This is a genomic window from Hymenobacter telluris, from assembly GCF_017313265.1.
In the GTDB taxonomy this organism is placed as follows: domain Bacteria; phylum Bacteroidota; class Bacteroidia; order Cytophagales; family Hymenobacteraceae; genus Hymenobacter; species Hymenobacter telluris.
On the sequence record NZ_JAFLQZ010000019.1, the window covers coordinates 26,656 to 51,187 of the forward strand.

The following is a 24,532-nucleotide window of genomic DNA, read 5'->3' on the forward strand; positions in this document are numbered from 1 at the left end:
GGGAGATAGCCATGACCATTCAACCACTTCTGAAAGCCCATTGGCCGGCAGTTAAGGCCATTTACGAAGCAGGTATTGCCACGGGCAATGCCACGTTTGAAACGCAGGCGCCCGCTTGGGAAACCTGGGATAAGGCCCACCTGAACCATAGCAGGCTGGTGGCCGTGGACGAGGCCGGCACGGTGCTGGGCTGGGCCGCCTTGTCGCCGGTATCGAGCCGCTGCGTGTACGGTGGCGTGGCCGAAATCAGCATTTACATCGCGGCGGAAGTGCGGGGCCAGGGCGTGGGCCGACAGCTGCTGCAGGCCCTGATTGCGGATTCGGAAGTCCACGGCATCTGGACGCTGCAGGCCGGCACGTTTGAAGAAAACACGGCCAGCATCGGCCTGCACACGCAAGCCGGGTTCCGCGTCATCGGGCACCGCGAGCGAATCGGCCAACACCACGGCATGTGGCGCAACACGGTGCAGATGGAACGGCGCAGCCCGACCGTCGGCGCCGCTTAACCTTACTTTTTTATGTCGACGTTGAATCAAGTGGTACCCGCCGCGCCGGATCCGGCCGCGCTGGCGGAAAAGAAACTCTCCGGCCTGGACCGCGGCCTGACCCTGTGGATATTCCTGGCCATGGCGCTGGGCGTGGGCCTGGGTTTCTTCGTGCCCGGCATCAATGGGGCTATTAACTACTTCTCGGTGGGCACGGTGAACGTGCCGCTGGCCATTGGCCTCATCCTGATGATGTACCCGCCGTTGGCGAAGGTGAAGTACGAGCAGCTGCCGACCGTGTTTAAGAACACGCGCATCATCGGGCTGTCCTTGTTTCTGAACTGGATTCTTGGGCCGCTGCTCATGTTCTTCTTGGCCATCTGGCTGCTGCCCGACAAGCCCGAGTACATGATGGGCCTGATTTTGATTGGCATAGCGCGCTGCATTGCCATGGTGCTGGTGTGGAACGACCTAGCCGACGGCTCGCGCGAATACGCGGCGGGGCTGGTGGCGCTGAATTCCATTTTTCAGGTGCTTTTCTACTCGGTGCTGGCTTGGCTGTTCATCACGGTGCTGCCGCCCTACTTCGGGCTGAAAGGGTACGCGGTAAACATCGGTATCTGGGACATTGCACAGAGCGTGCTCGTGTACCTCGGTATCCCGTTTGCGGCGGGGTTTCTCTCGCGTACCATCTTGCGCCGGCTCAAAGGCAACGACTGGTACGAGCAGGTTTATATCCCTGCCATCAGTCCCATTACGTTGGTGGCGCTGCTGCTTACCATCGTGGTCATGTTCAGCTTGAAGGGCGAAACCATCGTGCAAGTACCGCTGGACGTGCTGCGCATCGCCCTGCCGCTGGCCCTGTACTTCGGCATCATGTTCGTGCTCAGCTTTGCGGCGGGCAAGTACCTGGGGGCGGATTATGCGGAGAATGCCAGCATTGCGTTTACGGCGACGGGCAACAACTTCGAGCTGGCCATTGCGGTGGCCATCGGGGTATTCGGGCTCAACTCGGGGCAAGCGTTTGCGGGCGTGATTGGGCCGCTGATTGAGGTGCCGGCGCTGATTGCGCTGGTCAACCTGGCCTTCTGGTTCCGGCGCCGCTGGTACAGCGGCACCACAAACGCCCTGGCGGCCAAATAACGTCACGTGCTTCCGCGCAGTGCGCGAACAGCTACCTGTGCCCGCCGGCCGTTTCTCGCCCAACACCCGCCCGCCCCGAAGACGTCAGCCGTAAGATTACGCCGACCTCCTATTTTTCCGGTATGAAACAGCTGCTGCGTCTGCAACTGCATGTCTTTGATGCCCCTGCCGGCGTTACGCTGATGCTGCAACGCGGTGCCCACGAGCTGGTTCCGCCGGTCGCCCTCGCCGAGGGAATGTTGCTTTTTGAGGTGCTAGCCGCGGTATCTTATCCCAAGGGTGAGGAGGCGCCCCGGTTGGGTGGGCCCAGTGTCCACGGCCCGGTGCAGGGGCGCTTTCTCTACGTAAACGCCGGCACCTACGCCGGTCAGGCCGATTCCGGCTGGTCCCGCCGGGCCAAAGTGCCCCTGCCGGCGCTGACCCGGGAGCTGGTAGAACAGGCTCTGGCTCAGCCGGACCTGACGCTACAGGCCCGCATCCAGGGCAGGGCCGGGGACGGCGGACCGGCGTGCGCCAGTGTGAAGCTGCTGGGTGCGGGGTGGACGCTGGCTCCAGCCTGGCCGGTACCCGCAGCTTTGGCGGATTCAGACCTGAGAGGCAACTGATTCAAGAAAAAAGCGCCGGACTACGAGAGTCCGGCGCTTTTTCTCTTTTGATTAGCAGCTTGTTAGCCACCCAACGCGGGCTTACTTCTTCACGATTTCGGTAGCTGCCGGCGTCACCACGGCCGCGCTGGTCGGCTTCTTGGCGCAGCAGCTGGCGCCAGGCTTCTCGTCTTTTGCGCATTGCATGGTGGCTTCCTTGGCCGCTTTCTTGGACTTTTTGCCGGGTTTGCCGTCGTTGGCGGTAGCACTACCGATGGTGGCCAGCAGGGTCAGGGCAAGCAGGAGGTTTTTCATGAGTTGGGGAGGTAAAAAGTGAAGTGCAACAAGAGACTAACTAGCAGCAACCGCAGGCGCCTTTGCCCTGTTCCTGGATGGGCGGGCAGGGCACGGTGCCGTACGAGCAGTACACGCAGCAGTCGCCGGCCAGGGGCTTGAGCACGGTGTGGCAGCTGGTGCATTCGTAAAACCACTGGCAGGCATCGGTCGGCATCTGCTCGGCCTGCGCGTGCTGGCACACCGGACAGGTAAGCACGGACGTCAGCGTAACGGCGGACTGGGGGCTGGGAGGCGTTATCGGAATCATAGCAGGGACAATTAACGGGTAGCGGAAGGGTTCAGCACCGAATAGCCAGTGCCGTTGATGGCGGCCTCTACCTGGGCCACAGGCGTGACGGCGGCATTGAAGCGGACCTGAGCCGTGCCCTGCTCGTAGGAGACCTGCACGCGCTGCACGCCCGGCAGCTGCTGCACGTCGTGCTCCACGTGGCGGGCGCAGGCCTCACAGGTCATGCCGCCGATGCGGTAGGAACTGGTTTGCAGCACCGGGGCGGCGCTGGTAGCCACACCTGGCTTGGGAACTGCTGTCGGGTAGAATTGCGCTCCGTAGTAGGGAAAGGCCAGCAGCAGCGCGGCCAGCACGGTGACCGTGGCCAGAAAGCCCCGCGACTGCATCAGCGAGGGCTTGGCCGGCACGGGGCAGCCGCAGTCATCGGCTGCCGTTGGCGCGGGTCGCAGTTGCTGGTACCAGGCGAAGCCCAGGACGCCCACGGTCAGGGCTACCAGATAGGGACGCAAGGGTTCCAACCAGGCGAATGTGGAGGCTACGCCGCCCAGCCCCCCGACAATGGCCAGCAGGGGGGTAATGCAGCACAGTGAAGCGGCCAGCGCAGCCAGCAGGCCCGTACCGGCCAGAGTCTTGGTGGGTGTGGAAGCAGGTTGGTTCATACGGCAGCAGGCGTGAGGGAGATGGAAACGGACCCCAGCAACGGCTCTATCACGGGGCGCAGGGCGGGAGTCAGGGTGTAAAACACGGTCTGGCCCACTTTGCGCGCCTGCACCACGCCGCCGTCCTTGAGCTTGCGCAGGTGCTGCGAGATGGCCGACACGTTCATCTGCAGCACATCGGCCAGGTCACACACGCACAGCTGCTGCTGGTCGAGCAGCAGATACAGCATTTTCAGGCGCACGTCGTTGCCGGCCAGGGCCAGTACCGCCGCCACGGCTTCGAGGCCCGGCGCGGCCGCGGCCAGGCGCTGCTTGCTGTGTTCAATGTGCGCAGCGTCGGCAAAGACGCGAATACAGGAGGTGGCCATACTACTCGTTTTCGTAAAGGTACTGTTTTCTTATTTAAGCAAACGCTTAAATAAGAAACGAAAAAAAGAGCAGGCCCTCGCCTGCTCTTTTTTTGTGGCACTTCGGCTAGCTTAGCAGCAGCCCGAAGTATTGCCGTCGCAGCAGGTGCCGTCGCAGCAATCGGTGGGTTCGTGGTTCATGGCGAACGAGGGTGTAAAGTGAGGTAAGCCGCACCGCCTTGGTACACTTGATAGACGACGGCACTGAAAAAAGACGCAGCTAAGTGGCACAGCTTCTGGCTGCCGTGCAGCCGCACTGGTGGCGCGGCTGCGCTTCCAGAATGTTGCCGTAGCTATCGACTTTCATCCGGCAGCAGGCCGTGAACAGCTGGTGCAGCTGCTGCTTGGCCCGCTGCACCCGCGACTTGGCCCCGGAATAGGAGATGCCTAGCTCGGCTGCGTAGTCCTTCTGCGACAGCGCCCCAAGCTCAGTGCGTAGTAAAGCCTCCCGCGACGCGGCGGGCAGCTTGTCGACAAACGGCGTGATGCAGGGCGCAAAACCCGGGTTCAGCTCAGCGGGGTCGGCTACGTCGGGAATATCCCCATCCAGCTCAACCAGGCCCCGCTGGGCTTTCTGGTAGTCCAGAATGCGGTTGCGGGTAATCTGGTATACCCAGCTGGTGAGCTTGTCGGCGTAGGTGAGCGTAGGTAGCTTGAGATGAATCTTGACAAAGACGTCCTGTAGCAAGTCCTGGGCCGCGTCGGGGTCCGTAACGCGGCGCCGGATAAAAGCCAGCAGCTCGCGGTGGAAGTCGGCCCAGATGGTTTCGGTGGTGGCGGCGGCGGGGTTCATGGACATGGCAGTGGTTCTCTCCCAATAGACGACGCAACACCAAAAAGACGCATAATAGGGTGCCTCTAGGTGCTAATTCGGGATGTCCTGCTGTAGCCACAGGCGACGTGTGCCACAGGCGGTGCATTCCATCAAGAGTTCGGTAGCCTGCGCGTACCGCTCCAGCACCTCCACGTGGGCGTGCAGCGTTTCCTGCCGGCACGTGGCACAGGCCAGCAACTCGGTAGCTTCGAGCTGCTCCTGCAAAAACAGTAGCTCATCATCCCTCATAACAGGCAAGGTACTTACTAGCGTTGCGACTTCTGTATACCGCACAGTGCCTGTAGCTAAATATAATTGTCGACTAGGCAGATTGCTTGACATCAACCCATTGACCGGCCATGCTTATCCCTTACCGCTCGGGGCCTTCCGCAGCCCGGCTGGCTGGTTCGGTGGCTGGCCCCAACGTACGCTGGGCTTCCTGCAAGCTGCGGCCGGCACTTCGCAAGTTGGCAGCATCTTCAGCCAGCGCCGGTATCTTCTCGGCCCGTATCAGGGCCTCGGCTACCGCCTGGAGGTTAGCGCCACCCAGATAAGCAGATTTCTCCACGGCCTTAGCGGCCCGCAACAAGGAGTCGGCCGGCCCCGGGTAGCCCTGCTCTTCCAGCCCCTCGACTACCTGTTTGGCGGCTTGCACAAACGCAGCCGTGCCCGCGGGCTGTGGGCTGGTGGGATGCTGCGCTGTCACGGCCGCTACAACCTTTGCTGGTACCGGTGGCTGCATGGCCGTTAGCGCAGCCCCAAAACGTGCCGCCTCCCGCTGCGAGTCCGGGTCTTGAAAGCGTTTGTCCTGTTTTACTTCCTGCACCAGCTGCTGCAGCGCGGCGCCGTACTGCGCCAGGCCGCCCTGCGGGTCACGGTCAATATCGAGCACCTGGGTCATCAGGGCGTCGGCGCGCTGGTTGCGGCGGTAGTCGACGCCTGCTACTAACTGCTGCATGGCCGGGGCCGCGGCGACTAACTCGCGCAGCTGCTCTATATGCCGCACGGCGGGTGTGGGCCCATCCGTCAGCGGGCGGGCCTGGCCGGGGTGGCGGGCTGCTTCGGCATCGGGTCCGGGCAGCGGCGTGGTGTTGCGGGCAAACAACTCGCGCAGCGCCTGCAAGTCCCGGTCTTTGTGCCCGGCCCCGTGCAGGCCCACGATGCCTTGGTCCCGGGCGGGGTTGAGCTTTTCGTGCTCCTGGTTGAAGTCGACCTGATAACCGGCTTGATAGGCTATTTCGGCAAAGGTAGCCTGCAGGGTGCGGCCGTTGCCCTCGCGGAAGGCGTGCACGTGGTTGTAGTGGTCGAAGTAATAGGCGGCCCGCTCGGCGAAGGCCTCGGGCGTGGGCAAACCCTTGAGGTTGTTTTCCTGCTTAAGCTGCTCGCCCACCGCATTCAGCCGCTCGTCGATGCGCTCGAAGGGCGCAAAGTGCATGGGGCGCTCCATGCCGGGCAGGTCGGCGGCCTTGACGCCCTGAAACCCGGCTTCCCGGCGAGTTTGGCCAGCCCACTCGAACGTATCCTGAAACAGGTGGTGATGCACGGCCCGCAGCCGCTGGGCATCAAAGGTGTCGCCCTGGGGGCCATACCCGGCGGCCAGCTCCTGCAGCCGACGCAGCGACGCATCCTTGGTGGCCTGCTCCAGCTCCTGCGCATCGGTGATGCCAAGCTTGTTGTAGAAGACGCCGGTGTGGGGGTCGGTAAAATTATCCATCAAGGGTAAATACGAGCGCCACGCATCTCGCTGGAATCGGACCAAAAAATTAGCCCGACCTCAGGCCGGGCTAATGCAACTAAATACCTGAAAAGAAGCTGGATTAGGCCACGTGCGCCAAGGCGTGCTCGAAGTTGTGCGCCTGCACCTGGCGCAGGTGCTCGTCGTGGCGGGCGCCCATGGTGGCCAAGTCAATCTGGCCGGCCACGTACTGCGCGTGCAGCTCGGCCAGCCATTCGGGCTCCTGGTAGGCGCCCTGGCTGCGGGTGATGCCCAGCGACTGGTTTACGATAAACTGCCGCTGCTCGCGGGTTTGTTCGCGGGGACCAAACTGCGGGGTGTGAGAAGCTTGCGTGTTCATAAAAGACAGTACGTAAACGGCGAATGAGAGTACAAATTAAACAAAAAACCCGGCATTATGGTGCCCGGGGCAGCTCTTAAAGCATGGGCTCATTGTCGGGCATCTGACCCGGTTTGAGCGTGTTGGCATATTGCCCCACGATGCCGGCCACGTCTTCCCGAATGAGCTCAAAATTGGCTTGTATTACGGCTTGTAGCGCATTAACCGGGCCTGTCATCGGGCTGCTACCAGCTTGGCGAGCTGCGCGCCGCTGACTTAGCCAATCCTGCGGCGGCCCCTCCCCTGCCGGGGCCTCGGCCAGCACCGGCGACGGGCCGCCCTCGAAGGTGGCCAGCGGGTGCAGCGGGTACGAGCCGGGCGCCGCCTGGCGCTCCACCTTGCCCTGGAAAAAGGGCTGTTCGGTTTCCACAGTCTGCCCGATGAACTCGCCGGTTTCGAGCGTGATGGTATCCTGCAGGCGCACCAGGTTGCGCTCCTGCCAGCTCACGCTCTGGCTGGCGTTGCTGCCGGCGCCCCGGTTGCCGCCGCTCTGGCTGCGGCCCAGGCTGGCCGACACCATTTCCCGGTCTTCCTTGCCCACCAACTCCGAAACAAACTTGGCCGTTTCCAGCGAGTTGACCTTGCCGAAAAATTGGTTGTTGAGGTTGCTCACCATCACCTGCATCTTGTCGCGGCCGTAGGCGTCAATCATCTGGCTCAAATCCTGGGTCATGTAAATCATGGCCACCTTGTTACTGCGAGCCGTGGCTGGTATCACCTCCAGGTTGGGCACGTAGATGGTCGCCGCCTCGTCGAGGAACACGTAGCTCGGGTGCTTGTGCTGCTGATTCATGAGCTTCAGCGCCACGGCCACGATGCAGCTGATGACCGGCGAGAAAGTTTCTTTCAGCGTAGGGTCGTTGCCCACCACCAGCACCTTGGGCGCCTGTGGGTCATTCAGCTCCAGGCTGAACCCCTCCCCTCTTGCCTCGTCGGGGGTGAGCACCCAGGCAATTTCCGGGGAGTTGATGCGCGTAAGCACAATCTGCAGCGAAGCAATGACGCCGGCCACCTGCTTTTCGGCTCGCTGCTTCACGGCCGTGGTGATGGAGCGCACCATGTCGCCGCACTCGGGGTCGGTGTCGAGCATGCTCAGCACGTGGGTAAAGTCCGGGTGCAGGGCCGTGTTCACCACGTGGGGCAGCGTGCAGAAGGCGGGGAAGTTCTTCTTGTAAAACCAGATGATGGCCGTCAGAAATGCGTTGGCGCTGGTGTCGAAGAAGTCCATCTTTTTGATACTCTCCGGGTTCAGGTTGGCCATGATGGCGCGGGCGTACTCGTTGGCGTAGGCGACCACCGGCATCTTGTCGGCCCGCAGCGGATTGACCCGCTCGCTACGCTCCAGGTCCTTGAAGTTGATGATGTGCAGCTGCACCGCCGGGCGCCCCTCCCCTACTGCCGCAGCTTTGGCATCGGCCAGCACAAACGCTTTCTGCGCGGCCTCGGCCAGCACCGGAAACTTAAAGTCGTAGATGAGCCCGGCAAAGCCTTTCTCAGTGAACTGCTCAATCAGGGGCTCCCCAATCGAGTAGGATTTGCCGGCCCCGGCCCCGCCGAGCACTAGCGTACCGCGAAAGGGGTTGGGGATATTTATCCAGCCGCCGTCCGTGGTGGCCAGGCTAAAGCCGTGCTCCGAGACCTGCTGCCGGCGCTCGGTGCGCAGCCCAAACCGCTCGGTTTTGTGCAGGGCCCGTGCGATACCTGCCACTAGGCCCGCGCCCAGCACGAGCAGAGCGGCTACGGGGTATAGCCAGGCAATCGCGCCAGCCGAAAACGACGCCAGCGCCAGCAACAACGCTCCGCCCACCAGGCCCACGCCGGCGGCTCCCAACTGGATGCGCCGAAGCTGCAGCTGCGTGGGCTGCCAGCGGCGCTGGCCGGGCCGGGCGGGCGGCGCTTTGAGCAGCAGCGCTAGCATCCCTCCCGCTACCAGCACCGTCGCGCGTACGACCAGGCCAATGCGTTGGTAAAAGCTTACCATCCCTGCCAGCAGGCGGCTCGTAATGGAAGCGCCCAGGCCAGCGCCCGGCAGGCCCGGTGCTACTGCTTCGGCCCTGAATGCTGGATGGGACAGCAGGTAGTACTCGCCGGCGGCCAGCAATACCAACAGTAGGCCGAAGGCCAGATACAGGCCGGTCAGGCGGTGGGTAGCCGGCTGCCGGGGGGCGCTCATCATGCTCATGAGATAATGGAATGAAATGGTTCGCTAATCGGGGTTACAGCTCGGGTTCCCATTGGCGGCGCCCGCGCTGCTCGCCGATGTCCTGGGTGGCCACGCGGTCGGGGCCGCTGGTGGCGCGCAGGGCCTGCTGAAAGCTGTGCAGGGCTTGGCGCACCTGGTGGCCGGTTTGGTCACGGGCGGGCTCCTCGCGTCCGGTGGCCAGCAGGTGATAGGCATTGTCCAACGGCTGCCCCTGCCGCGCGCGTCCCTCCAGCCGGCGGAGCCGGTCATAGAAAATGCGGTCGTAGCCCCGCCCCTGCGCGATGCGCTGCACCCGTGCCACATCCAGCCGCTGGCTTGGGTCCGCCTGCCGGTTTAGCTGCTCAACGCGCTCGGCAATCCGGGCATTTCGTTGGGGGTTGGGTTCCGGGATGGCCGGGGCTGGCCTTCGGCTGGGAGCCGGGCCTTGGTACTGGAACTGGCGCTCGAATAGCACCCGTGCCTCTTCCTGCCAGTCACGCAGGCTGAACCGGCTAACCCGCCCGCCGGGGTTCAGGGTGACGCGCTGCGCTCTATCGCGGGCCGAAACAACCACGTGGATGTGGGCTTGCAGACCGGGCCGCGCCTGCCCCGGCCGGGCTTCCCCTGCTCGCACGGCCGCGTCAGTGCCGCGGTGGGTGCGCTCGTGGTGAATGATGGCTCCCCACACCAGGTCATCTTTCCCCACGGCCCCGCCGCCCTTCAGCCGAAAACCAGCAGCATACGCTGTCATTACATCCCGGGTATAGGCGCGCAGCTTCGCTTCGTCACCCCCGCCGATGTGGGCCAATTCTTCCGGGCTCGGGGAAAGCACCAAGGAGTAAAACTTGGCTTCTCCTGCCCGCAGTCCTTTCACGTTGCCATCCAGGGAAGCCAGCACTGCTTCTCGGTCCAGCAGGTCTTGCTCGCCATCAAAGAAGCGCGCATGTTCACCCTTCTGCTTGGCCTCGTGAGTCAGGTAATTCAATACCTGGGCTGCACTCCCCTGGTTATTGTAGGCCTTTTCACCGTTCGTTTTTGGATTAATAAGCTTGGCATGCATGGCAAAAACTCTGAATTAGCGCGTTTTCTTAAGCGCTTTAATGTCCAAAGCAGCTACCCCAGCAGCTACGGCTTCAGCAATGCGTGCTTGGTTTTTCTGCTGTATTTTGTGCAGAGACTCCCCGCCTTCCGGGGCCAATAAATTCTCTACGACGCGCAGCGTTTGCTCCTGCACTGCCTGCTGCCGCAGCTGAAAGCGCAGCATTTCCAGCAGTAGCCCCCGCTCCTGCTCCTGCAGGTAAGAAAAAACCCGGTCGCCAAGCCGCTTCACCTCGGCCATGATGAGCTGCCCTTCCCGAGCCTGTGACTCCACCGGGTTTAAGCCGCGTTCCGCGAAGTAGCGAATGGCCGCATCCGCGTACTCGGTGCGGGTTACACCTAACCGCGCGGACTCCGCGCCTACCATGCGGTGTGTCGGCCCACTCACCGTAAGGTGCTTCACGGCGGAGCTGTTGCTGGGCTGGGGTGATGTATTCTGTGGCTGGTCCTGCATACCACTGATTTTAATGTTCAACTATTGACAGTCAGCGCTTTAGCTTACCAGGTTAACAAATATCAACTCTGTTGATGCTTAACCACCATTTAGTCAGCGCGTTAGCGATGTTAAATGGTGGTCTTCTTGCTAACTACCCTAAGGCCCCCTGGCTAACTACCCTAAGGCCCCCTGGCTAACTACCCTAAGGCCCCCTGGCTAACTACCCTAAGGCCCCTGGCCCAGCAGCATCCCGCCACGAACGGTCTACCTACAGTGCCCCCCTTTGTCACCGCCTCATGGCACCAAGGCTTGAACGCCTACTGCATTCTACTTAGGGGAGTGTCAGCAGGGAAGGGAATACCTAGAGAGCATCAGGAAAGATTTTTTATTTCTTAGGAAACAAGTATCCTCAAAAAGCGGAACCCTGTATCCTGGCTGCTTTACGCCTCGTAATCCGCTTTGTTTCTTAGGATTTTAGGAAATAAGTTTCTTGAGAACTTTTGCAGAATGTTTACCGAGCAATTTGTTTCTAACTTTACTAAGCACATTTTATACTTATTTTCTAAGAAACAAGAAAAACAGGAAACAACAACTGCAATTTCCTAGTAATATACTTGCTTTATTTTCCAGGAAATAAAAAAATAAGTTTACAAGTAACTTTGAAAATCGAGAAACAAGTTGCTTATTTTGCAAGCTGCTTCTCCTGTGGCTTTCCCATTAGTTCCCCTGCCCTATGAAAATCATTTGCGTTGCCAACCAAAAGGGTGGCATTGGTAAGAGTACTCTTATCACTGTGCTAGCGGGTGCGCTGGCCGCCGACTACGGCTACCGCGTGCTGGTGGTCGACGCGGACTCGCAGCAGACGCTGGCGGGTGTGCGCCTCACCAACGACCAGCCGAGCGTTGAGTTGGAGCGTGAAGCCGGTACGTTGGCCGAGCCGGCCTTTCCCTATGCCCTGGAATCGGTCGGCATGGGCCAGGTGTATGACCGGCTCGACGAAATCAGCGATGACTACGACGTGGTGTTCATCGACGTGCCGGGCCGCTCGGACGACACGGCCATGATTGACGTGCTCAGCGGCGCCAACGTGGTGCTCGTGCCGGTAGGGGCATCAGATGCCGAACGGCTGGCTACGATTTCCTTTATGCAGCTGCTGCAGGAGATTTCCCGGCTCTCGCGGGAGCAGGGGCTGGACTTCCAGTTCTTCGGCGTGCATTCGCACCGTACCAATCTGAAGGAGGAAAAGGACATGGACGAATTCACCGATGCTCTGGGGCTGCCGCGCCTGCAGGCCTCCCTGCGCCAGCTGGGCTGCTACAAGCGTCTGTCCACCCGCTACAGCTACCTCAATCCGGCCTACCGCCGGGCGGTGGGGGCGGATGCTTCGGTGGAAGCCGAGGTAAGGGCCCTTTGTGATGAACTGATTGCCCGCGCTGGGCTCACCGCTGAACTCGTATCGTAATGGCCAAAATTCAACGCCTGAAAATCTCGACTGACGAGAAAATGTCCATGCTGCGCGGGCAGCCCGGGCACATGCCGGCCGCGCCCGTAGCAGCCGAGCCCGCCACGGGAACTGCACCAGCTCCTGAGCCCACGCCTGTACCATCACCTGAACCAGCCCCAGTAGCGCCGCCGGTGGTAGAGGCCGCGGCTCAAGCGCCGGTTGCTGCGGTAGCAACTCCTAAGCCAACTGCTCCAGCAACGCAGGCAGTAAAGCGGGGTAGGGGTAGACCGCCAAAAGTAGAATCACCTGCTACCGAAGCGGCTCCATCCGGGCTGCAGCCGTCGCTGATTCGCCTGGAAGGGGAGACGCAACGAGCCGCCTTGGCCTACATCCACGAGGAATTGATGCTACACAGCCGCCGCGTCTATCTAAAAGAACTGGTGGATGAAGCGGTAAACTATTACTTGCAGCACGGACCTCCGGCCAAGGGTAAATAGGGGAATCCATATTAAGCAATTCCATTTGCTATGCTAACAGCAATTCCCAACCCCGATGACTACAAAAATGTGGGCATTGAATGCTTAGTGCAAGCATACAAAAGCATCTTTTCCGTCGATAACGGTGAGATGCGCCATGGTGTAGAAAGAGGACAAATCTGGAAGTATAATGAAATCGTTCTAAGAACTTCAATTGTCCTAATACACCAGGGGATAGAATTGCTCCTTAAGTCAGAAGTAGCTAAAAAGTCACCACTACTTCTGATAGACCAGAGGAGGGGTGAGTGGAAAACGCTGCCTAACAGCGGAGATGAAAGCTTCACAGACCTCTATACAATCGGAGGAAACGACTTGCTTAGAACCTTCTATGCCTGTATTCCGGCCAATTCAATAAGTGAGGATTTCATAACCCATTTCGAAGACGTCAGGGTCAAAAGAAACAAAATCGTCCACAGCATTGGCGGAGAAGAAATCTCCCCGGAAGATGTGCTAAAGCTGATTTTATGGACCTTCACCTTTCTACTGGGCCCCGACAGCTTTTGGGAGTCTGTGCTTGATAAGTTCTATAATCATCCCGGTCATGAAGTAGGTGATGAAGAACTTGAGTTTGAAGAAATTCAACAATATATCCACTTAGTCTACTTAGAAGGCATACTCGGAAAAGGCGAGCTTAATAACCACTTCAAGGTCGACCTAAAAGCCAGAAGATACTACTGTCCAACTTGTACTGCTGGAGGAGGCGTTTTAGTCAAAGGGGATGATAGTGTAGAAGAATACCCTTCAGGAAAATGGGCATTCCTATCTCCAAATGCACCTGATTCAACTGGTCTGGAGTGTTTGGTGTGTCGGGAGAGTTTTGATATCGAAAGAAAAGACTGCAATCCAACAGAAGGCGAACCATGCAAAGGCAACGTAATCTATTTGGATGAACCAGGAGAGACCGACGAAGATACCGGCGAGGTGTACGAAGAGGACTCTTTCATATGCCTGACGTGTATGCGAGACCAGCACAAGGATAAGCACCAGGTTGCTATTGAATAGGACTCTGACTTACGCTGACCTTAACTGCCTGCACTTCAGCCAAAACCACAGCAAAGACATCTACAACAGGCTCGTCCAATAAATCTGCTACGCGCAGCATCTCAGCCACGGTAAGGGTGGACGGGTCGGCCTCGCGCTGCTTAATGGTTCGGTAAGTCATACGAAGGTGCTCCATCAATTCGCGCTCGGTAAACTGGTAGCGGCCGTTCCGAAGCAGGTCAGTGAATCGCCTTGGCGCGGATGGCTCCATAGGGCTATTGGGCGGTAGGGAAGGGGTATTAGGCATGATGGTGTTCCCTTTATATGAGAAAGTAATGAATGGTGGCGCGCGGGTACCCCACCGCCCCCGGCCCTGCTCGGTACTGAGCGGGGCAACAAGGCCATGGACTATTCGGGCACCTGTTCCAAAGCCGCGAAGTGCGGGTTCTGCCGTGCCTCCTCGGCCAAGGTGTGTTCCTCCCATTCCGCTATCTGTCGCATTATATTGGTCAGCCAGCGGCCTAGCCGGGCGGGGTCTGCCTCGGCCAGAATTCGGGCTGTAGCGGTGCGGCGTTGTTCGTCGGTGAAAGCGGGGTGCTCCATGAGCCGCGTAAGCTCGATGCGCTGCGTGGATACCACGACAGTCGTGAGCGTGGGCAGCGTTTCCTGTCCCAAAGCAACCAGGGGCAAGGAGGGTAGGGACGGACGGGGCAGCACGGCGCCGGTATTAACGGGCTGCGCAGTAGCGGGGGCATCTTCGGGCTCGTTGTTTACCTCCAAGGCCGCGGGGCTTGCGCTGGGCGGGGTTGGCTCCGGGGCGCTGGGCTCGTTATCATCGCCGCCCGCGGTGCCTAGGATAAACTCAGCGGCCCGCTGGGCACGGCTCGCGGCCTGCACCACCAGCTTTTTATCGCCGCGCAGCTGCTCCAGCCAAAACTGCAGGTAGGCCGCGGTATTTTCCAGCGTCGCACTAGGGTCCAGCCCCGCATGGCCACACAGGAAAGCGGCACCCATCTCGGCCGTCAGTTCCTCGCGGGCGTAGCCGGCCCGGCCGCTCGGGCGCAGAGCCTCGGCCAGGTCGGGCCGGTCCAGGCGGCTGGCGTGGCCGGTGGCGTGGGTCAGTTCGTGGAACAGGGTCGAATAATAGGCCTCGCCGCTGATAAAGGTTTCCGGGCGGGGAACATTCACAAAGTCGGGGCCGGGGGCGTAGTAGGCCTGCGCGCCGCCGTGCTCGATGCGGGGGCAGGTAGCCCAAGTCGATACCAGGGCTTCGGCGGCTGCCAAGGGCTCGTGGTTCCGGTCTTGGGGCTGCTCGGGCAGAACAATGTCCACCCCTTCGACGTCATCCACCGAAAAGACGGTGTAGTACTTAATAAAGGGGGTTTTCTCCTCTTCACCGGTTTGCTTGTCCGTACGGGTCGTGACGTTGTAGTAAATCACGGGCATGCCTTTGGCCCCTTTGCGGATGTTGCCGCCCAACTCCTTTGCCTGCCGAAACGTGAGAAAAAACGGCGTACCGCCTACCAGGTGCAGCAAAAAGGCATTGATGCCGGTATAGGCCCGCCCGCTGACGTAGTTGCGGGGCAAACCGTAGGCGGCGTGCCAGGGCTTGCGCCAGGCAATCTGGCCCGCTTCAAGGGCTGCAATCACCCGGTCGGTAACAATCTGGTACACGTCGGGGCGGGTGGTCGTTTGGGCGGCGGTGCTGGTTTGCATTTTCATCGCTAAGTAGAGGCTAAGTGGCTGTTTCTAAAACCGTTTCCTTACTTATTAAACGCAAATACAGGCGCTTTTGTTGCTAAAAAGACAACAAAAATCAGCTATTACGGCCATTATTTTGCTTTGCTAAACCATTTCTCCCCCACTGCCCCTGGCACTTGGTTCGCCTACCCACTCACCCAAAAAGGGGGTAACAAAAGTGCCCGACAGGTTTGCTGTCGGGCACTCTTACCGCATCGAATTGTAGCTTACTCGGACTGGCTGAGTTCCTGCTTCAGACATTTCTGCAGGCTCGCCCGGGAGGCTTCGCCGATTTGAATCAGGGGGGCTCCGTCGTTGAGGTAGAACAAGACCGGATTGGCCTTGGTGACGGCCTCGCTCCAGGATTCGTCCGAGAGGTCCACGGGCAGCTGCAGCAGCGGCTGGTACTCGTCTCGTATGAGTTGTAAAATCAGCCCTTGCATCGCGGGGCAAAAACTAGAAAAAGGCCGGTGACCGGTAGATATCATAACAGGGGTATGGCGTGGAAGAGAATGCAACAAGGGTTCCAGGCCTGGCGCATAGCAAGGCTCGGAAATAGACAGCCCGGCCCGTCGGCAAATAGCAAGCCGATGGCAGCCGCAGCGGTTGCGGCGGGGTGTTTACCAGAAAGTTGGATTAGCTTCGATGCGGACCCACGAACAGAGCCGGGCGCTCGGAAATCGGCAGCGGCCGTTGGGCAGCAGGTGCCAGGGTTCGGCCTGCTCGCGGCAGGACGGACGGCGCGTAAATAGATGTAAACCCTGTTTTCGCTAGCATGGTGAGCAGCTTGCTATGCCCGCAAAACTAAAGAATCAGACCATATTTCCCGGGAATTTCCTCGGCAAGCCGACTACCTGCTACCGCTCGGGCCCGGCCGTGCGCTCGGCTAGGGCATTGGCGCCTATGCCACTAGGCGCCAGACGGTGCCGCTCGGCGCGGTCGCCGGAATGTTCGTGCAACTGCGCGCCGGGCTGGCGGGCCACGTCGTCGAGTGCAGCATTCACCCGCGCCAGGTTCGGCTGGTCGAGGCGGTAGCTGACTTCTATCTCGCTGTGACGCTGGTGCGTGGCCGGGTCGGTAGAGCTACGCAACGAGCCGGTGTTCAGGCCGGACTCGCGCAGCTGCTCGGCTACGGCTTCGGCCTGGCCGGTGCTGCCCGGCCGGGGTTCGGGCTCGTCGATGCGAATAATGGCATTCTTCGTCACTCCCTGGGGCGGGGCGGCAGCGGCCAGCTCGCGGCGCTCGGCCTGCTCGCCGGCATCTTCGCGCAGGGTTACCAGGGGAGACTTATCCAGCGCGTCGAGCGTCTGGCTGAGTTGGCGCAGCCCGCCGGGCGTGGCGTTGGGATGGTAGCGTACGTCCAGCTCGCTGCGCAGCTGTCCACTGGTCGGGTCCGTTTCGGCTCGGAGCGCCACGTCGGCGCCGGCTTTGCGAAGCAGCTCGCGCATCTGCTGGGCCTGGCTGGGCGTTGCCTCGTCAGCGGGGCTCGGTTCGGTTACGGTCAGCTGCACGGCGCACTGCAGGGCCGGGTCCCCAGTGGCGACGGCCACCGACAGCGTCGCGGCCTGACGCTGCTGTTCCACCTCCCGGCGCTGGGCATCCGGGCTTTGTGTGGCGGCGCGCTGCTCGGCCTGCTGCCGCTCGGCTTGCTCCTGGCGGGCGCGCTCCTGGCGATGCTGCTCCTTGGCCTGCTCGTCGGCGCGGGCCTGCTGAGCCACTTGCTCCCGGGTGAGGCCCTGGCTCAACAGCTCCAGGTCCCGGTTGAAATCCTTGCTGATGGCGTACTCCGTGCGAATGAAGTTCTCGGGTTGCCGACCGGGCTCGGCGGGTTGTCGCTCCAGCTGCTCGCGCTGCATCTCCCGCTGGGCGTGCAGGCTACGCGCCAACGCTTCCAGCGCCTGGCTGTCGGCATTGGGCGCGACCAGGCGCACCACGGTTTCCTGCCGGCTGGCCCGCTGCACTTCCACGCTCAGGGCCTCGTCGGCGAAAGGACGCAGCTGCTGCACCTGCGTCGTGAGCTGGGTCAGGTGCTCGGTGCCCTCGGCGCGGGTAGCGTGGTGAAACTCCACGCGCAGGGCCGTATGGTACTTGCCGGCAGCCGTGGCGTGCCATTCCACCGGGCGGGGTGCCTCGTCGTAGGCCACTTGGCCGTCGGCCACTTCGCGGGCGCGGCGCGGGGCTTGGAGCTCGTTGAGGTAATTGATGTTGAAGCGCCGGCCGGCCGCGTCGTTGTCGTTGGCCAGCACTACTTCTTTAGGCTCTTGCTTGTCGATAAGCTTTTGAATCAACTCCACCTGCCGCTCGGTGACGGTGCCGCTGGTAGCCACGTACAGCGTATTAGGCTGCCCCTCGGCGCCACGGTGGTGCAGCTGATGGTAGCTCATGGCGTCCACCGGGCTTTCCGACACGACCAGGCGCTGCACGGGCGTATCCTTGCCCTCGGTGGGATGTGACACCCACACGCCCGTTTTGGGCAGCTGCAGCAGGTGCTTGTAATCGTCGTTGCGCTGCTCCACGGTGGCAATGCCGTGCTCGTTGTAGAGCGGAAAAGCCGTGTTGCGAAAATTTCCCTGCTGGCTGGTGAATACCCGTCCCTGAAAAGCCGGGCTGTCAATGGTATCATCCGACAGGTGCCGGTGGTGTAAATAGCTGCGGTCGGTCAGGGCGGCATGGGTACCCATGACCGCTGCCACCAAGCGGGCCCGCCGCTCCGCTTCGGTTTCCACTTCCGCCGGCTCACTGGGCTTGGGTGCGTAGGCAGCAGGGGCGGGCAGTGGGGGAGAAGTGGCCGCCTGCCAGCCTTGCTCAGGTTCACCCAGGTACTGGCGTAGGGTCTGCCGCACCTGGCCCAGGGTCTGGTTCTCGCGGGTTTTCACGAAGTCGATGATAGAGCCGGAGTCCCGGTCATCACCAGGGTTTAGGTACACCTGGTGGTCACCCTTGCGGGAGACGATGAGCATTTCCCCGTCCTTTTCGAGCTGGTGCCACTGCCCGCGGGGGCCGGCCTTTTTTACGTCGTAGCCGTGGCGCTGGGTGGCGTAGTCAACCAGGTCGATGGATTGCTTGAAGCGGTCGAGCTCCTGGGGGTCGTTTTCGCGGGGGGAAGAAGTTGAAGCGGGCATAAGCAGGAGTGGAAAGGGTATGCCGTAGCCGCACCCGCAGGAGTGGGCGTGGGGCGTAAATCAGGAAGTAGGAGGGAGGGAGCGCTAGCTGACCAGCTGCTCGTGGGCCGCCAGCTGCTCGCGCAGGGTGGCCAGCAGGGAGGCGTCGGCAAACAGGTAGTGCTCGCAGAGCTGGCCGTCCACGTATAGGCGCACCAGCTCGGTGTCGAAGCCGAACACGCGCAGGTGCTTTTGCACGAGGCGGTATTCCTCGCGCTGCAGGCTGCCCGTTTTCAGGCCCACGCTGGTCGTGTAGGGAAAGCCAAAGGCGGTACAGGTGGCCCGCAGGCCCCCGTGGGGCAGGCTGCGCAGCCGCAGCTGTACGTAGCGGCGGGCCTCGTCGTAGGTGATGGCCAGCGCGGGGTCAGGCAGCTGGGGGCGCAGGGCGGCCGGGGAGGTAATGGGTTTCGCCGGGCGGCGGGGAGCGACGGAAACAGGCATAGGGAAAAGTACAACGTGGAGCGGGCAGGCTCCAGGGCCTTTCCGCTAGGTAGTAGGGGAGGTGGGCGACGCCGGAGCGTCAAAAGGCGGGTTGTCGAACAGGTTCAGCTCGGCTTTAAAGCGGGCCAGATTTTCCAGCGAGGTGAACATGAAAAAGTGCCGGCGCGACTGGTGCACGATGATGCGCAGCAGCTCGGTGGGAAACTGGAAGTGAGCCATCAGGCGCTGAAGCAGCACGGCCTGGGTTTCTTCCTCCAGCTTCTTGATTTCAATCAGCCGGGCGTAGTTGAACTTGTGCTCCTGGGCCCAGGGCTTGAGCTGCCCGTGCAGTAGGGTGTTGAGGCGGTGGCGGATATAGCGCAGAACTGTGGCATAGGAAACGATAAGGGCGGGGTCTGGAAAGCCCGCATTAACCGGCTCAAGGGGGGTGGAAGCCGGGGGGGTGGGAATGGAGGTGGTCATGCAGCAGCAATTAGAGGGCGCGCAAGGTAACAAACCAGCCGGCCGTGTGCACTACTCAATTGCTGTCGGTACATAGCTAGTCCGGTCTTGACGTCAAACGACCCCAAAGCTTCGGCATAGCTGCTTCAAAACTTCTCTTAAAGCAGAACTTATACGGAAGTGCTCCGTATAGTTGCCGCAAATGCTCACAAAAAACTTCGACCCGCTTGCTTGAACTCGATGCTCTGGTTGCTGCTCTTTCTGCTGCTGTCGGCCCTGGGCGTGCTCTGGTGGCGCTTTGCAATGCCCACGGGCGCCGGTGCAGCGGTAGCACCGCCGGTGCTCAACGGCAACCACCCTTCGCTGCGCACCCGGCACTATCGCCTGGCTGATTTCTACCCAGCGCCTGTAGTGGTGCCACCGGCCCCTGAACCTACTCCCGACCCGGAGCAGCCCGCCCTCAGCCCGGAAGAGGCACCAGTAGCTGAAACTGCGCCGACCGAATCGGAGGACCCCTCCACCCAAGCGTCCGAAGCCGGGCAACTGCCAGAAGGCGCCCGGCACAACTACCTCACGGCGCCGGCCCCGACGGCCACCGACGAGCACAACCGTGGGGTAGAGCTCACCGCGGCCGAGCGCCGCGCCAAAATGCGCGCCCTGATGGGCACCGCCCTTGAAAACCGCCGCGCAGCGCCGGCCTCCGCTTAAAGAGTACGCTTTCTCTTATCTGCTTTCCCATTCCATTCACCCATTTCCTTTTCCATGCAAACTCCCTTGCTCACGCGCCTGCACCATGGCGCTGCCCAAGCGGCGGCCGGCGGGCTGCGCCTGCTCGCGGCGGGCCACACCTACCAACCTTCCCGCGCCGAACGCTTCGCCATGGCCCTGCTGCTGGCCACTTCCCCAGCCCTGGTTTTCGGCCAGTCCGGTGCCGGCGGCCGCGCCGTGGGCGCCCTGCGCAGCGTGCAGACCATTGTCATCAGCATCGTGCAGGTGCTTTTCATCATCGTGCTGGCCATCGGCTTGGTGCGGGTGGTGCAGAAGTTTATCAGCGGCGCGCCGGATGCGCTGGGCTCCCTGGGCTGGCTCATGGGCGGCGTCATCCTCTGGTTCGGCTTCAACTACTTCAAAGAAGACCTGGCCAGCGCCATGGGCGGGGGCGAAGGCGGAGTGACGCCTTAAGCGAACTGCCCTATGCGTTCCTATAAAAGCATCGAGCGCCCCGCCCAAGTGCTGGGCATGAACCTGCCGGACTTAGGGCTGGTGGTGGGCCTATTTCTGGCTGCCGTGCTGGCCATCGGCGTCGCGGGCTTGGTCGTCACTGTCCCGCGCTTTCTCTACCTGCTGATTCTGGTGGTGCTGGTTGTGCTGCTCTATGCCCTGCGCTACATGGCCAAGCACCGCCCGCCGGGCTTTCTACTCAGCTGGCTTTCCTTCCACCGGCGGCAGCCGCGCCGCATTGCCCTGGGCCGCGCCCGGTCGGGGCCTTCGGCTGGCGACGCCACCGCACTTCCCTCTTCGCATGAACATTCCCACCGCTAAGGCAACTGACCGCACCGCCGATTTTGCGGACCTGCACCCGGCCTACGCCTACCAGGACGACAAAGTCATCTTTCGGGATGGTCGCGTGGGCGTCGGCTTCGTGCTCGAATGCCCCGAAATGGAGAGCTGGCAGGCCGAAGAGTTTGCCAACCTCCAGTCGGCGCTGCTCGGGGCCCTGCGCACCCTGCCCGTGGGCACGGTGGTGCAGAAAACTGACATCTATTACGACCGGCCCTTTCAAGGAATCGGCGATGCCCGCCCCGGCTACTTCGAGGGCAAGATGAACGCGCACTTTTCCGACCGGCTGGTGCTCTTCCACCGGGCCTACCTGTTCGTCTCGTTTGCGCCTGCCGACGAAGCCAAGCCCGTGCGGCCCAACGCGCTAAGCGCCCTCGTGAACCGCGCCGGCGAGAAGCTGGCCAAGAACCCGTTTGCCGGCGTGGTGCAGACCCTGGACACGGCCGAGCGCATCGCCACCGAGCTGCTGCAGAGCCTGCGCGGCCTCGGGGGGCTGGACTACCGCCGCCTCAACCAGGCGCAGCTGCCACAGGTCTTCACCCAGTACTTCAACCTGGAATTTGACCAGCAGCCCGCCGGGCTCACCCGCGAAATCAGCAACGTGCCGGGGGCCTTCACCGTGGGCGAGAACCGCGTGAGCATCGTCTCGCTGGTAGGGCAGGGGAGTGAGGCCCATCCCGCCGTGCGCAATGGCTACGGGGTGACCTCGCCCATGCTCTACCCGCTCACGGCGTTTCTCTCCTGCCCGCACGTGCTCACCCAGGCCATGCTAATTCAGGACTCCCGCACCGAACTCAAAAGCCTCGACAACGACAAGAAAATCAACAACTCGCTTTCCTTCCTGGCCACGCAGGACAACCACCTGCGGGCTGCCGAGATTGACGAGTTCACCGCCGAAGTGCGCTCCGGCAGCAAGCAGGTCGTGGGCCTGCACCTGTCGGTGCTGCTCTGGGACGTGGACGACCAGGCCCGGCGCGAGCACGTGGAAAAGACCACGGCGGCCTTCCGGTCCATCTTCGGGGCCGAAGCCGTGGTGGAAAGCTTCCTGACCCTGCCGCTGTTCTTCGGCCTGGCACCCGGCAACGCCTACCAGGTGCCCGACCGCTGGCTGACCACCTCGGCCGACAGGGCCGCCTGCTACTACCACTGGACCACCACCTACCGGCCCGAGCCCACGGGAGAGTATCTGTGTGACCGGTTCCGCAACCTGGTCAAGGTAAACCTATTCAACACCGACCTCGACAACCAGAACGCGCTGGTCATCGGCCCCTCCGGCTCGGGCAAGAGCTACACCTTCGGCAACTTCATTGTGCAGCGCTACGAGCGCGGCGCCCGCCAGATTATCATCGACATCGGGGGCACCTACCGCAACGTGTTCCAGAGCCTGATGGGGCCGGACTTCGAGAACACCTACTTCGAGTACGACCCGCAGAACCCGATTGAGTTCAACCCCTTCCTGCTGCCGCGCGAGGGCGAAAACGGCCCCTGGCACTACTCCGACGAGAAGCTCAACTTCCACCTGGCCCTGCTGGCTGCACTCTGGAAAGGGGGCAAGGACCGCGCCCTGAGCAAGAGTGAGCGCACCATTCTTTCCCGCTTTCTGACCGGCTACTACCACGACCTGAACCAGCACGAGCGGCTGGGTCAGTCCGACGAGGAGTTTCCCGGAATGGAAAGCTTTTATAAGTACGTGCAGCGCTTCGACCAGTGGATGCGGGCCGAAACGCCGGCAGCAGAGGAGGGTGATGCCCCCGACGAAAGCACGGCCGTGCTGGCCCTGCAGCGGGCCCAGTATCAGACCGACATGAAGTACATCGACATGCACGAGTTCTTCCTCGTGCTGGGTGAGTTCGTGACGGGCGGGCGCTACGCCAAGGTGCTCAACTCCACCCGTGAGGCCCAGCTGAGCCAGTACCCGCTTATCTGCTTTGACCTGGCCCGGGTGAAAACCGACCCCACGCTCTACCCCGTGGTGGCCATGCTCATCACGGAGCTGAGCCTGGACCTGTTCCGGCAGTTTCCGGATGCCGTGAAGTACATCGCCCTCGACGAAGCCTGGGCGCTGCTCTCGGGCGTGCTGGAGGAGTTTATCGTGTCGATGTACCGGACCATCCGCAAAACCAATGGCTCCATCACCATCATCACCCAGGGCATTCAGGAAATCATCGACTCGCCCATCGGCTACACGCTGATTGACAACTCCAGCACCAAAATCATCCTGCGCCATTCCAACGAAGCCTCGCTCGTCCGCCTGCAGGCGCCGCTGGGCCTCACGGGCCACGAGATGGATTTGATTCGCTCGGTGCGCTCCACTGACTCGTTCCGGGAGTTCTTCATCAAGCAAGGTGCCCAGGCCAAGGTGTACGCGCTGGAGGCCTCGCCCCAGCTTGACGCGGTGTTGACCTCGCGGCCGGCCGAGCGCAACTATCTCAACCAGCTCGTGCGCCACTACCAGCGCCAGCGGCCGGTGGAAGTGCGCGACGCGCTAGGCAACCTGGTGCGCGACGCCGAAGGCCGGCCCACCTACACCACCGTCACCGAACAGCGGCTGGACTTCGCCGTCGACCAGTTCGTGGAAGAAAAGCAGAAGCGCAAGGGGGCGCTGCCGGCATGAGTGCGCCCCTGCTGCTGCTCGTCGGCATGGACCTCGACACCGACTTTATCACGGCGGCGGACGGGGCCCTGCGCAAGGTGCTGCAAGCCTGCCAGCTTTACCTGATTCCTCCGTTTCTCTCGGTGGCGCTGCTCTACACCGTGGGCCGGGGCTACCTGCAGGGCGGGCAGCTGCGCATGGACTTTTCGCCCCTGCTCAAGGCGCTGTTCGTGTACTTCATCCTGTTCTTCTACCGGGACTTCATGGACTTGATTGGCGGGGCCATCGGCGGGTTTTCCAGCCTGGTGGCGCCGGCCAAGCCCGGTTTCATTGCCGAGGCCCTGCAAAGCCTGACCAATCCGGCGGGGGCCGCCTCCATCGAGCCCGACAAGGCCACCAACACGGCCGGCTTTGTCAACGACCAGATTGGCGCTATCACCTCCTTCTGGGACAAGCTCACCAACTTCTCCCTGCTCAACCTGCTCACCGAGCTGTTCACGACCAGCACCGTGGTGCTCATTCGGCAGGTGCTGGTGATGGTGCGCCAGTACATCGTGGCCTTCCTGTACGTGAGCGGGCCCATTGCCATCTGCCTTTCCGCGCTGCCGCCCTTCGCGCAGCTGGGCAAGCAGTGGCTGCAGAATTTCATGGCTGTGCAGTTCTGGTCCCTGACCTACTCACTGCTCGACACCATTTACGCCAACTACGCCGGCACCCGGCCCGCAACGGGTAACGTGCTGCTGCCCACTGGCATGACCCCGGGCGATTACGCCAACGATGTAACCTACCTCATCAACTCCATCGGCTTCGTCATCCTCTACTGCATGGTGCCCTGGCTGACGAGCTTCCTCATCGGCTCCTCGGCGGTGCAGGGCTTCGTGGGCATGTTCGGCGGGGCCGTGGCTGGTGCTGCCGGGGCCGTGAGCAGCGTTGTGTTTCCCGGGGCCTACGGCGGTGGGGCCAGTGGCGCCCTAGGTCGCAAGCTAGGCTTCGGCCCTGACAAGGGCGGCAGCAGCTCCGGTGGCGGGGCCAGCAGCACGCCCTCAGGTTCAGCCTCGGCCGACCTGCCCACCATGTCTTCCGCCGACTCGGGCGCCCCCACGCGCCGCCGGCGCTAACCAATCACT

Annotated in this window: 28 protein-coding genes; 11 read left to right on the forward strand and 17 right to left on the reverse strand. The window is 61.8% G+C overall.

Annotated features, from left to right (window positions below; translation table 11 throughout):
* Positions 1-11: 11 nt before the first annotated feature.
* The 3 genes from J0X19_RS20870 to J0X19_RS20880 all read left to right on the forward strand — a co-directional run bounded on the left by J0X19_RS20870 (position 12) and on the right by J0X19_RS20880 (position 2,233).
* Positions 12-506 (forward strand): GNAT family N-acetyltransferase, encoded by a 495-nt coding sequence (locus J0X19_RS20870; RefSeq protein WP_206986360.1) that lies wholly within the window; start codon positions 12-14, stop codon positions 504-506.
* A 12-nt stretch (positions 507-518) separates the two neighbouring features.
* Entirely contained in the window at positions 519-1,628 is a 1,110-nt protein-coding gene (gene arsB / locus J0X19_RS20875) for an ACR3 family arsenite efflux transporter (RefSeq protein WP_206986361.1), read from the forward strand.
* Positions 1,629-1,750: 122 nt separating this feature from the next.
* A complete protein-coding gene (locus J0X19_RS20880; protein WP_206986362.1) occupies positions 1,751-2,233 on the forward strand; it encodes a DUF5990 family protein in 483 nt (160 codons plus the stop codon).
* Positions 2,234-2,314: 81 nt separating this feature from the next.
* Here J0X19_RS20880 and J0X19_RS20885 read toward each other — a convergent pair whose 3' ends face one another.
* The 11 genes from J0X19_RS20885 to J0X19_RS20935 form a co-directional block, all read right to left on the reverse strand.
* Positions 2,315-2,527 carry a hypothetical protein gene (locus J0X19_RS20885; RefSeq protein ID WP_206986363.1) on the reverse strand — a complete coding sequence of 71 codons (213 nt, stop codon included), beginning with the start codon at positions 2,525-2,527 and terminating at the stop codon, positions 2,315-2,317.
* A 40-nt stretch (positions 2,528-2,567) separates the two neighbouring features.
* Entirely contained in the window at positions 2,568-2,816 is a 249-nt protein-coding gene (locus J0X19_RS20890; RefSeq protein WP_206986364.1) for a GDCCVxC domain-containing (seleno)protein, read from the reverse strand.
* Between the two features lie 11 nt (positions 2,817-2,827).
* Positions 2,828-3,457 (reverse strand): mercuric transport protein MerTP, encoded by a 630-nt coding sequence (gene merTP / locus J0X19_RS20895; protein WP_206986365.1) that lies wholly within the window; start codon positions 3,455-3,457, stop codon positions 2,828-2,830.
* Positions 3,454-3,825, reverse strand: coding sequence for an ArsR/SmtB family transcription factor (locus tag J0X19_RS20900; RefSeq protein WP_206986366.1), 372 nt, complete (start codon positions 3,823-3,825; stop codon positions 3,454-3,456). Before J0X19_RS20900 ends, merTP begins: the two co-directional genes overlap by 4 nt.
* Positions 3,826-4,084: 259 nt before the next feature.
* Entirely contained in the window at positions 4,085-4,663 is a 579-nt protein-coding gene (locus J0X19_RS20905) for a sigma-70 family RNA polymerase sigma factor (protein WP_206986367.1), read from the reverse strand.
* 66 nt (positions 4,664-4,729) lie between these two features.
* Positions 4,730-4,927 (reverse strand): hypothetical protein, encoded by a 198-nt coding sequence (locus tag J0X19_RS20910; protein ID WP_206986368.1) that lies wholly within the window; start codon positions 4,925-4,927, stop codon positions 4,730-4,732.
* Positions 4,928-5,048: 121 nt separating this feature from the next.
* A complete protein-coding gene (locus J0X19_RS20915; protein ID WP_219167848.1) occupies positions 5,049-6,392 on the reverse strand; it encodes a Fic/DOC family protein in 1,344 nt (447 codons plus the stop codon).
* Between the two features lie 103 nt (positions 6,393-6,495).
* A complete protein-coding gene (locus tag J0X19_RS20920) occupies positions 6,496-6,753 on the reverse strand; it encodes a hypothetical protein (RefSeq protein ID WP_073288696.1) in 258 nt (85 codons plus the stop codon).
* Between the two features lie 76 nt (positions 6,754-6,829).
* The gene (locus tag J0X19_RS20925) at positions 6,830-8,968 is read right to left on the reverse strand and encodes a type IV secretory system conjugative DNA transfer family protein (protein WP_206986370.1); all 2,139 of its coding nucleotides are present in this window, start codon (positions 8,966-8,968) and stop codon (positions 6,830-6,832) included.
* A gap of 40 nt (positions 8,969-9,008) precedes the next feature.
* A complete protein-coding gene (locus J0X19_RS20930; RefSeq protein ID WP_206986371.1) occupies positions 9,009-10,034 on the reverse strand; it encodes a DUF5712 family protein in 1,026 nt (341 codons plus the stop codon).
* Positions 10,035-10,049: 15 nt separating this feature from the next.
* Positions 10,050-10,526 carry a hypothetical protein gene (locus tag J0X19_RS20935; protein ID WP_206986372.1) on the reverse strand — a complete coding sequence of 159 codons (477 nt, stop codon included), beginning with the start codon at positions 10,524-10,526 and terminating at the stop codon, positions 10,050-10,052.
* A gap of 715 nt (positions 10,527-11,241) precedes the next feature.
* On the opposite strand from J0X19_RS20935, the gene J0X19_RS20940 reads away from it, so the two are divergent.
* The 3 genes from J0X19_RS20940 to J0X19_RS20950 are packed head-to-tail and all read left to right on the forward strand — an operon-like array spanning position 11,242 to position 13,490.
* Positions 11,242-11,970: a ParA family protein gene (locus J0X19_RS20940; RefSeq protein WP_125440562.1), complete on the forward strand. Its 729-nt coding sequence runs from the start codon at positions 11,242-11,244 to the stop codon at positions 11,968-11,970.
* A complete protein-coding gene (locus tag J0X19_RS20945) occupies positions 11,970-12,449 on the forward strand; it encodes a hypothetical protein (RefSeq protein ID WP_206986373.1) in 480 nt (159 codons plus the stop codon). The genes J0X19_RS20940 and J0X19_RS20945 overlap by 1 nt, the downstream gene beginning before the upstream one ends.
* A 30-nt stretch (positions 12,450-12,479) precedes the next feature.
* Positions 12,480-13,490: a hypothetical protein gene (locus J0X19_RS20950; RefSeq protein ID WP_206986374.1), complete on the forward strand. Its 1,011-nt coding sequence runs from the start codon at positions 12,480-12,482 to the stop codon at positions 13,488-13,490.
* Here the strand turns inward: J0X19_RS20950 and J0X19_RS20955 are convergent.
* The 6 genes from J0X19_RS20955 to J0X19_RS20980 all read right to left on the reverse strand — a co-directional run bounded on the left by J0X19_RS20955 (position 13,480) and on the right by J0X19_RS20980 (position 19,273).
* Entirely contained in the window at positions 13,480-13,740 is a 261-nt protein-coding gene (locus tag J0X19_RS20955) for a hypothetical protein (RefSeq protein ID WP_206986375.1), read from the reverse strand. The two genes, J0X19_RS20950 and J0X19_RS20955, sit on opposite strands and share 11 nt — an antisense overlap.
* Before the next feature lie 137 nt (positions 13,741-13,877).
* The gene (locus tag J0X19_RS20960; protein ID WP_206986376.1) at positions 13,878-15,185 is read right to left on the reverse strand and encodes an ArdC family protein; all 1,308 of its coding nucleotides are present in this window, start codon (positions 15,183-15,185) and stop codon (positions 13,878-13,880) included.
* Positions 15,186-15,436: 251 nt separating this feature from the next.
* The gene (locus J0X19_RS20965; protein WP_206986377.1) at positions 15,437-15,697 is read right to left on the reverse strand and encodes a hypothetical protein; all 261 of its coding nucleotides are present in this window, start codon (positions 15,695-15,697) and stop codon (positions 15,437-15,439) included.
* 369 nt (positions 15,698-16,066) lie between these two features.
* Positions 16,067-18,331 (reverse strand): toprim domain-containing protein, encoded by a 2,265-nt coding sequence (locus J0X19_RS20970; protein ID WP_206986378.1) that lies wholly within the window; start codon positions 18,329-18,331, stop codon positions 16,067-16,069.
* A gap of 84 nt (positions 18,332-18,415) precedes the next feature.
* Positions 18,416-18,811: a hypothetical protein gene (locus J0X19_RS20975; RefSeq protein WP_206986379.1), complete on the reverse strand. Its 396-nt coding sequence runs from the start codon at positions 18,809-18,811 to the stop codon at positions 18,416-18,418.
* Positions 18,812-18,856: 45 nt separating this feature from the next.
* Positions 18,857-19,273, reverse strand: coding sequence for a hypothetical protein (locus J0X19_RS20980; RefSeq protein ID WP_206986380.1), 417 nt, complete (start codon positions 19,271-19,273; stop codon positions 18,857-18,859).
* Between the two features lie 219 nt (positions 19,274-19,492).
* Here J0X19_RS20980 and J0X19_RS20985 point away from each other — a divergent pair, with 219 nt between their 5' ends.
* From J0X19_RS20985 to J0X19_RS21005, 5 genes are read left to right on the forward strand one after another with little or no spacing between them, the layout of a single operon-like run.
* Positions 19,493-19,960 carry a hypothetical protein gene (locus J0X19_RS20985; RefSeq protein ID WP_206986381.1) on the forward strand — a complete coding sequence of 156 codons (468 nt, stop codon included), beginning with the start codon at positions 19,493-19,495 and terminating at the stop codon, positions 19,958-19,960.
* A 54-nt stretch (positions 19,961-20,014) separates the two neighbouring features.
* Positions 20,015-20,434 (forward strand): hypothetical protein, encoded by a 420-nt coding sequence (locus J0X19_RS20990; protein ID WP_125440581.1) that lies wholly within the window; start codon positions 20,015-20,017, stop codon positions 20,432-20,434.
* Between the two features lie 12 nt (positions 20,435-20,446).
* Positions 20,447-20,794: a hypothetical protein gene (locus J0X19_RS20995; protein WP_206986382.1), complete on the forward strand. Its 348-nt coding sequence runs from the start codon at positions 20,447-20,449 to the stop codon at positions 20,792-20,794.
* Positions 20,775-23,426, forward strand: a complete 2,652-nt coding sequence (locus tag J0X19_RS21000; RefSeq protein WP_206986383.1) for a VirB4 family type IV secretion system protein — start codon at positions 20,775-20,777, stop codon at positions 23,424-23,426. Before J0X19_RS20995 ends, J0X19_RS21000 begins: the two co-directional genes overlap by 20 nt.
* Positions 23,423-24,523, forward strand: coding sequence for a conjugal transfer protein TraG N-terminal domain-containing protein (locus tag J0X19_RS21005; RefSeq protein ID WP_206986384.1), 1,101 nt, complete (start codon positions 23,423-23,425; stop codon positions 24,521-24,523). The genes J0X19_RS21000 and J0X19_RS21005 overlap by 4 nt, the downstream gene beginning before the upstream one ends.
* Positions 24,524-24,532: the final 9 nt, after the last annotated feature.